The following is an 11,441-nucleotide window of genomic DNA, read 5'->3' as shown; positions in this document are numbered from 1 at the left end:
GCGGCAGACACCCTTGTCCTCAGCTAACAGTTCCTACTGCCAAGCCTGTAGCGGACTTTCACCGCCTAGCTGTCACCCATGCCGGGCGCACTAAAGAACAACACACATCTATTGATGCGTGTTGTTCCGAGGAGAAATAATAGAGTTAAGTTTTTTAGGCTTGTGGTATATTTATCGCAGCTTGAGTAGCTTGTGTATCAATATTGATCTGTTCATTCAAGTTGTCTGGATGGTAATAGCCTTGAGAAACCAAGTTTCTAGGTTAATTAGGGATCTGCACCATTTTACGAAATAATCCCTAAGCATTTAGCTTAGGGATTATTCGCATGATGGTGAAGTTGATTAGCCCTGGGGACTAAAAGCGCTCGTAACGGACTCAACAGCTTTTCCTGCTTGTTGCATCGGCTGATTTATCCACTGCGATAACATTTTGTTATTTTTGACCATCATAATGGCCGCAGTTACAGCCCCAAAAGTGGCAATCAGTTGTAGAAAACCATTATTTTTCCCCATAACAGCACCTCCATAAATTGTGGTACGTAAGTTATTTTGGGTAAAAGAGCTGAAAATATGTGATGAAAAATTAGGAAGTTGCCAAGATAGACAGAGCCAATTTTTACGATATAGCCTTAAAAAAGGAATAGCAATTGATAATTTAGCTTCTTAAAACACATAGTAAATGTATTAAATGAAAAAGGAACTGAAGTTTTATGGCTTATTTCCAATTATCAGATGGAGTGAAAATTTATTATGAACGGTTTGGCAGTGGAAGACCAATCGTATTTATTCATCCGCCGCTTATGGGTCATGTTGTTTTTACGTATCAAAGAAAATTAACTGAAAAATATGAAGTGATTTTCTACGATTGTAGGGGACATGGGCAGAGTACACACATCAAACCAAATAATTCTATCGGTACCATTCAAACACATATTGATGATTTGAAAAAATTAATTGATTATCTTGAAATTAAAACGCCAACCATTGTCGGATATTCAAATGGTGGTGTCTTAGCTTTATCCTATGCTTTAAAATATAGAGATAATATAGCAGCACTCATATTGTCAGGAGGTTATCCAAAAGTTGAATCATGGCTTTTAGCCCGAATATATAACTTTGGTATCTTATTGATGCAATTTAAGATGAAAAATTTGTTGAGCAATTTTTTGGCAAAAAGCCACAAGGTAACAGATGAAGATCAAGAAAATCTTTACACATATGGAATGAGGGCAGATACTGAGACCGTTAAAGACTTATACATAGCGGGTAGACGCTTTGATGTAGTAAATAAACTGCATGAATTAAATGATTTACCAATTTTAGTTATATACGGTACAAAAGAATTCTATATTTCAATGCATAAAAAGTATTTTGCTCCCTTACAAAAGACCGAGATTGTATTCATCGATGGGGGAAAGCACCAGCTACCCATGCGCTGGTATCATGCGTTTAACTCGATTGTTTTGCAATTTCTTTCAGAACAAAATCTACGTTAGAGAAATAGTTGACTCGATTCTAATTTTTCACGACTCAAGAAGTATGGGCGTCAAAACATATCAAAAAAGAAGATCACAAAATAAGTGATCTTCTTTTTCTATAATAAATTATTTAGTTGAACTGCGCTTATAATAGATGTCTAACTACATCTTTCATCGGCGGCATTTTTTCCATTTTGTGGTTTTCAAGCGCGGATTTCGCTGCAAAAGTAGCGTAACCTTTGACTTCATCTTTAACAATTTTACCTGGTAGTGGCGCGGCATCCGGATTAACAGCTACATCAAGGATGACAGGAACAGTGGATTCTTTTGCAGCGGCAAATGCTTTGTCGAGATCTTCGTATTTTTCAACACGGAACCCTTTGCCACCACAAGCTTCGGCAAATTTTGCGTAATCAATATCATGTAAGTCAATACCATAATTCAACTGACCGGCTGATTGCTGTTCATATTTGATGAACGATAATTGTTTATTGTTAAGAACGACAACGATAATTGGCCATTTGTATTTTACGGCTGTAACAAAATCTTGCATCACCATTGAGAATGCACCGTCGCCACAAATGGCAATCGCCTGACGATCCGGGAAAGCTTGTTTTGCAGCCATCGCGCCTGGAAGTCCGCAACCCATTGTTCCGAGCCATGCGGAAACGATAAATTTCTGATTCGTGACATGAAGATAACGAGTTGACCAAACCGTTGACGTACCGACATCAACGGAGAAAACCGCGTTATCTTCGGCTATATCCTGAATCGCAGCCATAACGGCCTGAGGCGCAATCGGTGTCTTGACATTCGCTTGATCCTCGTTCATCCATTTCCACCATTTGGTCATCCGTTCTTGGCATGTCTCAAGAAATGGACGATCCGCAACAGGGGTAACGTGCTGATTGAGATAGTTTAATGCTTCGGCAGCATCACCGACAATGCCGACTGTAACGGAATATCTTTTTCCAATATGAACCGGGTCGATATCGATTTGGACACATCTTGCCCCTTCCGGAAGGTAAGCCGCATACGGGTAGTCTGTGCCAATCATAATCAGTAAGTCAGCACTCTTCATTGCCTCATAAGCGGGCTTCGTTCCGATTTTACCGATATTGCCGATGAAATTCGGATGATCATCTGAAAGTGCACCTTTGCCAGGGAGCGTGACGGCAACAGGCGCCGAGATGCGTTCAGCAAATGCACGTAATTCACTTCGAGCGCCTTTGGCACCAACTCCAGCAAGAATAACCGGATTCTGCGCCGTGTTGATTAGAGCGACTGCTTCACTTAAATCATTTTCAACGAGACCAGGGATTTTCTTTTCAAAAACTGTCGAAAGCTGTGCGGCTTGATCAGAAATCTCGCCGAGCGGAATATCATCTGGAATCGACAGTACGGCGACGCCGCGTTCTTGGTAGGCAGTACGGATCGCTTGATTAACAACGGCAGGAAAACTTTCCGCGCTCGTAATTTCTTTATTGAAAACTGCGACATCCTTGAACAACTCAACGGTATTAACTTCTTGAAAATAATCAGTACCGGTCAGTCGTGATGGAATATGTCCGACAAGAACAAGCATCGGCACATGATCCATTTTTGCATCATACATCCCATTTAGCATATGGACAGCACCAGGACCGCCAATTGCGAGACATACGCCGATTTTTCCCGTTAGTTTCGCATAAGCAGCAGCTGCTAGCGAAGCAACTTCTTCGTGTCTTACCTGATAAAATTTGATCTTGCTTTCCTTCTTACGGAGTGCCTCGACCATTGTGTCAATGGAATCGCCAGGTATTCCATAGATATGATCGATTCCCCAATTCTCAAATAATTGGACAACTGCTTCACTTGCCTTGATCTTTCCCATTGAAAATTCCTCCTCCAAAATCTCTTGAAACACAAATTAAGCCGTGGTTCAAGTTCTATATTTTTATATGTGTGACAATCTAATGAACCTTACGAGTCTATTTTATGACATTAATTCCAAAAAGAAAATAATAATGCTTGAAAAATACATAATTCTTTAATAAAAACTGAGCAAAACCATTCAGCCCTTATAGGCATGCGATTGCAGCCAAGCGAGCGATAAATAATTGAAAGCGTAGCAAATTTTAATAGGGATTAAAAAAGGTTTGTAACAAACTGTCTGCTTTTTGGGGAAGATTTGATTATAATTAGAGTAGAATTCAATGAAAATTTCGGGGTGATTGAAGTGAGCTTTGTCAGTATTGTTGCCGATCCGAACTGGGCAACGATTGTTAGTGACAGCTATCTGATTGATGAAACAGCTGAGGGGTCCTTTAAAGTGATTCCAGGAAGAAAGCCAAGTTATATGAGGCTGTCGGCTTCTCAACTGATCGCGTGTACAGGGTCGGCAAGGCTACTTAGACAATTAAAATCAGATTATCCCTTTCAACAAAGGGCGTGGAAAATCGATGCGCGCATGCTTAATGAAATGAGATTGAAAGTGGCAGCGATTTCGCCTGAGAGACAGGATGTACTGGCAGCAATCGTTGAAGCAGGGGAGAGGATGAGCTGTCGAATGATCTCAAACGAAGCAGGCGCTGTATGGCAAACCTTGGAACCAGATAACCATCGCTTGGCGACTTTATTTATGGCGAGTCGAGCAATTGATCCCGAGCAGATAGCCGGGCTTGCGGCAAAATTGGATCGACGTTTAAAAATGATAGGAAAATCGCAAGAAGAAGTTTTGCGCGCGCAGAAAGAAACGCTTCTCGATGCAGCAAAGATTGACACAACCGTCAGTCAACAAAGCTTTCATCTCGTCGTCAGTCGACCCACATATTAATGGAATCTGTCTGCTAAAATTTTGCAAAAATGCTTTTTCTTTTTAGGCACGAGCACTATAGATGAAGGGGTCATTCAAAACTTTCCAGATCGAAAGATGGCAAGCAGTACGATGAAAAACATAATCAAGCTAATCGTCACAGCAATATCCAGCACGGGTATCTGACTTAAGAATGGGTGCGCGCCCATCGTTTCGCCGATAATTAAGCCGCAAAGAATAATGCTGAAGGCAAGTAGGATGATACTGAACGAAATGCGATTTGCTACTCGGTCCAGTTTGGAAAGCAGTAAATCGAGTTGTGGTAATTCCATTTCAACATGTGTTTTACCGGTATTTAAATGCTTAAGTGTCTTCGTTAATAGGGAAGGAAGCTGCACTGAATGGGTGAGCGCTTGAAATAGCGAGCGCGACCATTTCTTCGCAAGACGCTGTGGGTCCAAACGTTCGATTAGCAATTTTCGGCCATAAGGTTCGGCGAGTTCAAGAATACTTATTGCGTTATCCAGTTGATTAATCATGCCTTCGAGCGTAATCAGAGCTTTACCGAGCAGCGTATAATTGGTAGGAATGACAATATGATGCTTGTTTGTTAATTGAAAGACATCATGCACGACTTTGCCAATGTGAACGTCACGAAAAGGCAATTCATAGTATTGATCGCGCAGTGCTGTCAGATCCATTTGAAATTGACGTTCGTCCAGTTTATCCGGTGTTGGCGACATCTCAAATAGGGTGCGTTGCAGCATTTCAGTATCCCCGCGCATCAGTCCGATGATAAGGCTTGAAAAATGAAATTTCATCTCTTCGCTTAACACGCCCACCTGACCAAAATCAATATAACAAATTTTATTGTCTGGAAAGAAGAAGAAGTTGCCTGGATGCGGATCGCCATGGAAGACGCCGGCATCAAGCGCCTGATCGAGAAAAGATCGGACGATTCGTTCGGCAATCAGTTTTTTATTTACAGAATCCGGTGATGCGTTAATCAATTCACCGAATTTCATCCCTTGAATTTGCTCCATTGTAAGCAATTGATGCGTTGAATAGTCCCAATAGATTTTTGGTATAATCACTGAAGCATTATTTGAGAAATAGTCACGGATTTTTTCTGCGTTTCTGCCTTCACGGAAATAGTCGATTTCGTTGCGAATGGCATTTGAGAATTCGTCAACAATCTCTGTCAATTGAAGTTCTCTAGCCCAAACGTAGCGCTTCTCAACAAGTGAAGCTAAATCCCAAAGAATTTCAATGTCGTTATTTATGATGGCTTCAATTTCTGGTCGGCGGACTTTGATAATAACCCGCTCTCCAGAGTGGAGAACCGCGCGATGCACTTGAGCAATCGACGCGGCTGCAAAACAATCCTTTTCGAATGATGCGAAGACCTCTGAAACAGGCGCTCCTAACTGTTCCACGATGGTTTTTTCAATTTGCTCCGGATCGATTGGGGTCACTGAATCCTGAAGCTTACGCAATTCATCAGCGATCTGCTCCGGGATGATGTCGGATCGCAGACTGAGCATTTGACCGAGCTTAATAAAAGTCGGTCCCAACTCTTCCAGCATTGCGCGAATTTTGGCTGCAAGCGGCGCAGAAGATGCACTCTCTGTGGAAAAATCAGAAATGATTTGTTTCGGTAATGAGAGCAAGTGAAAGAGACCAACGTCTTTGACAATGTAACCAAACCCGTATTTAACGAGGACAGCTACGATTTCCTGATAACGTTTAATATGTCTGATCCTTTTGCTTATCATCTGTCTCACCTGACTGTGCACAAGCACATGCGCTTATTTATCGGACTCTGAAGCCTCGGAACCAGAAAGGATGGTCAGTTTTTCTTCGAGTGCAGCAACTTGTGCTTTTAATGCCTGGTAGTCTTCTTTAGTAACAAAACCGAGTTCTTCTATGGAGCCTTTTATGGCGATTTTCATGTCATCTTGTAATTGATCTTTTTTTGTTTGTCCCTGATCAGCTAGTTTGTCGACAAAGTTTTTCGTTTCATTCGCGGCCACACTGCCACTCTTCGAGAGATCGCTCAAAAATTGGGTGGCCTTTTCCTTACTTAATAATGTCGCTCCTAAACCGGCAAGAAAGATTTTCTTGATCTGTTCATTCATCAGAACCACTCCTTTTATAGATCATTGCCTTTCTTCTAGTTTACCCCAAATCGAGACGGAAAGTATAAAAATTCTCTGGGCGGGGATGCAGCTGGGGATTCCTCAGACTGGCGAGTACCTGTTTAGCTCCCGTGTTTTATTTTTCCCGTTGGTGTTCGAATGTCTGCGCCATATCTTAGCACAGTATTATATGCCACTTATGAAAAAGAGCCGCAAAAATCACATGTGTCATGCGATTTTTGCGGCTGAATTTTCATCATTGAATCGAGCGGAAAACACCAATAACTTTGCCAAGAATCGTGCAATTGTCAAGGATAATCGGATCCATGGTAGGATTCTCGGGTTGAAGTCTGATATAGTCTTTTTCCTTAAAGAAACGCTTGACAGTAGCCTCATCCTCATCCGTCATCGCAACCACGATCTCACCGTTTTCAGCGGTGCGCTGTTGACGAACAATAACTTTGTCACCATCAAGAATACCAGCATTAATCATGCTTTCACCTTGGACGTTCAAAATAAAGACGTCGCTATCTTCAACCATTGATTCAGGAACCGGGAAATATTCTTCGATGTTCTCGATGGCACTAATAGGCATACCGGCTGTGACTTTGCCAATAACCGGTATTTGGACAACCTTCTCGCGAAGCCGATCGTTGTCCTCATCTAAAATTTCTATCGCACGTGGTTTTGTTGGGTCACGCCGAATCAAGCCTTTTTTTTCAAGCCGTTCCAAATGTCCGTGGACAGTAGAGCTTGAAGCTAAGCCAACGGCATCGCAGATTTCGCGCACAGACGGTGGATAGCCCTTAGTTGATACTTCATGTTTGATAAAATCTAAGATGGATTGCTGTCGCGTTGAGAGTCTCATGAGCATACCCCTTTACACTTCTTATCCAAATTATAGCATCTGTGTTGAGAAAACACAAACATCTGTTCGAGCTCTTGACACAAACATCTGTTCGCAATATCATATATACGAACAGATGTTTGCGAGAACATATGAACGCTCGAGGGGGCTATCTTGATGATTAGAATTTTCAACAGACATATAATGACGAAAAGTTATTCTTGGTTAATTTTATTTGTCCTTACTGCAATTGCCTTTTTTAGTCTTACCAATAACGTAATTGCTGATAATAACAGGGATTATCAGGTCATTCATGTCCAACAAGGTGATAACTTATGGAAAATTGCCAATCGATATCGCGGCGAAACAAACCATCTTTCAAATGTGGCCTTTGTTAAATGGGTAGAAGGTAAAAACGGAATAAATGGGGATCAAATTGTACCTGATCAACGGTTAATCATTCCGGTGTTGAAGGATCATATAGGAAAGAATAAAAAACAATAAATTAAGCTCAATAGCTATACAAGAGCTTTTTTTTTTGCTATACTGTTATATAACAAAGGGAGTTACAATGATATTGTTTTGATACAATGGGATTACTTGTAAATCATGGTTAATCGCGTGTGTCTCTTTTTCAGGGCACCGATTAATATATTTGGAAATTTCCTTCGGTGATTACCTTGCCTTTCACCGTAGGTTTATATTTCATCCTCCTTCAGAAGAAAGCTGTTCTCAGATGGGACTTTAAGCTTTCTTTTTTTTATATTTTGGACTCTTATTTGATGTAATTTTGCTTTCGATCAAAATGTCTTAGTATTTCCTTCAGCAGAAATGAACCAGACAATAGCCAAGGTTATTAAGGATATAAAAAATATGGATGAATTCAAGCGATTGAATAATAATAATTTGCATAAACTTGATGGAGTGGTTGACCTGCTTTTGGCCGATAGTGTAAACTGAAAGACGGAATATTTATATAAGGAGGTAACAGTCTTATGCTGTGGCTATACATACTGATCGGTATCGTCTGCTTGGCGATAGGTGTTGTGCTTGGGTTCTTTATTGCCCGTAAATATATGATGGACTATTTAAAGAAAAATCCGCCGATTAATGAACAAATGCTTCGTGTGATGATGTCCCAAATGGGGCAGCACCCATCGCAGAAGAAACTCAATCAGATGATGAAATCGATTAATAATCAGATGAAGTGACAAGTAATTCGATAATTTGTTTTTTATCAATCGCCGTTTCTGTGGCTCAATAGAGCTAAAGAAAACGGTGATTTTTATTTAAGAAGAAAGTTTTTCGCACAAAAATACAGCGAGGTGCGAGACGCCTGCGGGTAGTACAGATACAGCTGTTCCGTCAATGAAAGTATTTCATATAAATTTCCAAAATTGATGGCAGAGACAGAAATATCAGACTATAATAAAATATAGGAATAAAAGCACTCACTCTGTTTCGATTTTGCTTATGAAAAAAACGTCTGATCGAGATTTTCATTTTTTCTCTACGAGTGCACCAAAAAATTTATTAGCGGTAATGAACTAATGTTGCACGCAAATAACGATAAAGGTTTTCAATGAGACAGTTCTTACTCGAATCAAAATGATTTTTTTAAAAACGTATACTTTCTTATTCAATTAATAGAAGGACCAATAAATTGCATTTGAAAGTCAGTTGCTCTGTATAGGCAACGATCCCGTTGGAAATGATACGTATGAAATCGATCAAATCGGGGGGACGTTTATGTGGTTAAAGACAAAAGAAGAAATTGAAAGCTTGGTTGATGATATTTTAAATCAAACGGAACTCATTCCAAGTAAAAATGATACAGAGGATGTTGAGGAAGAGACGGATTAAAAGAAAAAAATCAATAAAATTCGGCGAGTTCTGAAGCTTCATTGCTAGATGATGCCTTCAGAGCTTTTTTTGTGCGCTTTTTTTCTCATTTATCTATCTGTTTTGTCACCATAAATGGACTATAATTAGAAATAGAAAGCGTTTTATTGAAATGAAACAGAATGGGTGGCGAGGACTATTGAAAATTGGAGTTATCGGAGTTGGCTCAATTGCGAAGAAGGCATATTTGCCGATTTATGCTGCGATGTCTGGCGACACGATACATTTTTGCACACGAAACCCCAACACTTTGGACATGCTCAAACAAAAGTATCGCTTTAAGTATCTGTATCAAGATCTGAACGATTTAATTAATAGCGGCATAGAAGCAGCTTTTGTCCATGCAGCAACGGCCGCGCATCCGTTGATTATCGAACAATTGATTCGGCATCATATTGCTGTTTTCACGGACAAACCGATTGCTGATAATTATCAGCAGTCAAGGCGCCTGACTGAGCTTGCCAAGCAAGAACAAGTGCCGTTGATGACTGGATTTAATCGGCGTTTTGCTCCTTTTTATCAGCAAGCGGCTAAATTAGAGGGGAAAACGTTCATCATTTTGCAGAAGAACAGGACAAACGATCCACTGGATTTACGTCCTTTTATTTTTGGTGACTTCATTCATGTTATTGATTCCGTGCGTTTCATTGCAGGGGAACACCAATTAAAGAAGCTGTCTGTTCATGCGACGAAGAACGGTGAGAATAAATATACGAGTCTGACGGCTGCCATTCAATTTGAAAATTGTTCGGCGATTGCTGTGATGAATCGAGTCAGTGGGACGAATGAAGAATTGCTTCAAGTAATGTCGCCTGAAGGGGAATACCGCATTCGCAATTTAACCGATTGTCGATGGATTAAATCACGTGAAGAGGTCAAGTTGTCTTATGGTGATTGGGACACAACACTCTATAAAAGAGGGTTTGAAACGGCTGTTTCCGCTTTTTTGAAAACCGTAAAGGATCGGGATCCATTGCTGATCCCTGAAGCGGATGCTTTGGAAACACATCATCTTTGTGAATTGCTCTATCATGAAGCAAGTTATTAATGTTCGGTATATATGTCTAGACATATATACCGAAAGAAAGTATAATTTAACAAGGGGTGATTGGTGATGACAGGAAAAATCACAGGTTGTGCGATTTACTCGGGGAACGAATGGATCCCTGAAGGAAATTTAACATTTGAAGCTGGCAAGATTACGGATGTTGGGCAAACAAGCCATCATACTCTGGAAACGGTCTATCATTTTCCGAAAAGTTACCGCTGTATCCCCGGAATGATTGATATGCATATTCATGGGGCTAAAGGTGCGGATACGATGGATGCGACGCCTGAAGCATTGCGTACAATTGCCTCAGCATTGCCAGCAGAAGGTACAACAGCATTTCTTGCTACAACAATAACACAGTCGAAAAAAGCAATTGAAGAAGCACTTGAGAACGCTGCATCAGTTATCGGTCATCAAAAAGAAGGCGAGGCTGAGATAATCGGTATTCACCTTGAAGGACCTTTTATAAATAATAAGAGAGCTGGTGCCCAGCCCGAGAAATATATCATTCCTCCGGATAAAGCCTGTTTCGATCATTGGCAAGAAATAGCAAAGGGAGCCATTCGAGAAGTCACACTGGCTCCGGAAACAGAAGGTGCACTTGATTTCATCCGCCATCTCCATGAGAAGCATGTCATTGCCTCAATCGGACATAGTGATGGAGGTGAAAAAGATCTGCTTCAGGCCATTGTTGCAGGTGCCTCGCAGGTGACCCATGTGTTCAACGGCATGCGTGGACTGCACCATCGGCAGCCGGGGATAGTCGGCGGCGCGTTGCTTCATCATGAGCTTTATAATGAATTGATATGTGACGGACGTCATGTCTGCAAAGAAGTGGTTCGACTCGCCTACCAGCTAAAGGGCAGTGACCGGATTATTTTAATAACTGACGCCATGCGGGCAAAATGCTTAAAAAACGGCACCTACGATTTAGGCGGTCAACCTGTGCATGTTAAAGATGGCTTGGCCTTGCTTGATTCTGGTACGATTGCCGGCAGTGTTTTGAAAATGGATGAGGCTTTTCGAAACATCATGTCCTTTACCGACGCGACACTTGAAGATGTTATTCAAATGGGCGCGATTAATCCTGCCCGTCAATGCGGCGTAGCTGATCGGAAAGGTTCGATAACGGTTGGCAAAGATGCGGATTTTATTATTCTTAACGAAAAAAATCAATTAGTTATGACTTTTTGTAAAGGGATCTTATCTTATCAAAAAAAGGACTGAATAC

11 protein-coding genes are annotated in these 11,441 nt (G+C 40.9%); 6 read left to right on the top strand and 5 right to left on the bottom strand.

Annotation, left to right across the window (positions count from 1 at the left end; genetic code table 11):
* Positions 1-342: 342 nt before the first annotated feature.
* A complete protein-coding gene (locus JOC27_RS11370; protein ID WP_205007421.1) occupies positions 343-513 on the bottom strand; it encodes a hypothetical protein in 171 nt (56 codons plus the stop codon).
* Between the two features lie 197 nt (positions 514-710).
* Between JOC27_RS11370 and JOC27_RS11365 the strand changes: the two genes are divergently transcribed.
* Positions 711-1,496 (top strand): alpha/beta fold hydrolase, encoded by a 786-nt coding sequence (locus JOC27_RS11365; protein ID WP_205007420.1) that lies wholly within the window; start codon positions 711-713, stop codon positions 1,494-1,496.
* A 127-nt stretch (positions 1,497-1,623) separates the two neighbouring features.
* Here the strand turns inward: JOC27_RS11365 and JOC27_RS11360 are convergent, their stop codons facing one another.
* Positions 1,624-3,351, bottom strand: coding sequence for a pyruvate oxidase (locus JOC27_RS11360; protein ID WP_205007419.1), 1,728 nt, complete (start codon positions 3,349-3,351; stop codon positions 1,624-1,626).
* Between the two features lie 345 nt (positions 3,352-3,696).
* Here JOC27_RS11360 and JOC27_RS11355 point away from each other — a divergent pair, with 345 nt between their 5' ends.
* A complete protein-coding gene (locus JOC27_RS11355) occupies positions 3,697-4,293 on the top strand; it encodes a hypothetical protein (RefSeq protein WP_205007418.1) in 597 nt (198 codons plus the stop codon).
* 74 nt (positions 4,294-4,367) lie between these two features.
* Here JOC27_RS11355 and JOC27_RS11350 read toward each other — a convergent pair whose 3' ends face one another.
* From JOC27_RS11350 to lexA, 3 genes are all read right to left on the bottom strand, one after another.
* Positions 4,368-6,047 carry an ABC1 kinase family protein gene (locus JOC27_RS11350; RefSeq protein ID WP_239530278.1) on the bottom strand — a complete coding sequence of 560 codons (1,680 nt, stop codon included), beginning with the start codon at positions 6,045-6,047 and terminating at the stop codon, positions 4,368-4,370.
* Between the two features lie 33 nt (positions 6,048-6,080).
* A complete protein-coding gene (locus JOC27_RS11345) occupies positions 6,081-6,410 on the bottom strand; it encodes a phasin family protein (protein ID WP_205007417.1) in 330 nt (109 codons plus the stop codon).
* A 256-nt stretch (positions 6,411-6,666) separates the two neighbouring features.
* Positions 6,667-7,278, bottom strand: a complete 612-nt coding sequence (gene lexA / locus JOC27_RS11340; protein WP_239530277.1) for a transcriptional repressor LexA — start codon at positions 7,276-7,278, stop codon at positions 6,667-6,669.
* Between the two features lie 156 nt (positions 7,279-7,434).
* Here lexA and yneA point away from each other — a divergent pair, with 156 nt between their 5' ends.
* The 4 genes from yneA (at position 7,435) to nagA (ending at position 11,437) form a co-directional block, all read left to right on the top strand.
* Positions 7,435-7,761 (top strand): cell division suppressor protein YneA, encoded by a 327-nt coding sequence (yneA, locus tag JOC27_RS11335; protein WP_205007415.1) that lies wholly within the window; start codon positions 7,435-7,437, stop codon positions 7,759-7,761.
* A gap of 491 nt (positions 7,762-8,252) precedes the next feature.
* The gene (locus tag JOC27_RS11330) at positions 8,253-8,468 is read left to right on the top strand and encodes a YneF family protein (RefSeq protein ID WP_205007414.1); all 216 of its coding nucleotides are present in this window, start codon (positions 8,253-8,255) and stop codon (positions 8,466-8,468) included.
* Positions 8,469-9,298: 830 nt separating this feature from the next.
* Entirely contained in the window at positions 9,299-10,207 is a 909-nt protein-coding gene (locus JOC27_RS11325; protein ID WP_205007413.1) for a Gfo/Idh/MocA family protein, read from the top strand.
* Between the two features lie 66 nt (positions 10,208-10,273).
* Positions 10,274-11,437, top strand: a complete 1,164-nt coding sequence (nagA, locus tag JOC27_RS11320) for an N-acetylglucosamine-6-phosphate deacetylase (protein ID WP_205007412.1) — start codon at positions 10,274-10,276, stop codon at positions 11,435-11,437.
* Positions 11,438-11,441 lie beyond the last annotated feature (4 nt).

Origin of the sequence: Sporolactobacillus spathodeae (assembly GCF_016908935.1) — a bacterium.
Taxonomy (GTDB): domain Bacteria; phylum Bacillota; class Bacilli; order Bacillales; family Sporolactobacillaceae; genus Sporolactobacillus; species Sporolactobacillus spathodeae.
Note: the sequence above shows the minus strand (reverse complement) of the source record. Positions and strands in the feature narration are given on the sequence as shown.

Bases quoted from the DNA above. Each gene is read 5' to 3' on its own strand.
- JOC27_RS11370 (WP_205007421.1), bottom strand. From the start codon at position 513: ATGGGGAAAAATAATGGTTTTCTACAACTGATTGCCACTTTTGGGGCT.
- lexA (WP_239530277.1), bottom strand. From the start codon at position 7,278: ATGAGACTCTCAACGCGACAGCAATCCATCTTAGATTTTATCAAACAT.
- yneA (WP_205007415.1), top strand. From the start codon at position 7,435: ATGATTAGAATTTTCAACAGACATATAATGACGAAAAGTTATTCTTGG.
- JOC27_RS11345 (WP_205007417.1), bottom strand. From the start codon at position 6,410: ATGAATGAACAGATCAAGAAAATCTTTCTTGCCGGTTTAGGAGCGACA.
- nagA (WP_205007412.1), top strand. From the start codon at position 10,274: ATGACAGGAAAAATCACAGGTTGTGCGATTTACTCGGGGAACGAATGG.
- JOC27_RS11365 (WP_205007420.1), top strand. From the start codon at position 711: ATGGCTTATTTCCAATTATCAGATGGAGTGAAAATTTATTATGAACGG.
- JOC27_RS11350 (WP_239530278.1), bottom strand. From the start codon at position 6,047: ATGATAAGCAAAAGGATCAGACATATTAAACGTTATCAGGAAATCGTA.
- JOC27_RS11360 (WP_205007419.1), bottom strand. From the start codon at position 3,351: ATGGGAAAGATCAAGGCAAGTGAAGCAGTTGTCCAATTATTTGAGAAT.
- JOC27_RS11330 (WP_205007414.1), top strand. From the start codon at position 8,253: ATGCTGTGGCTATACATACTGATCGGTATCGTCTGCTTGGCGATAGGT.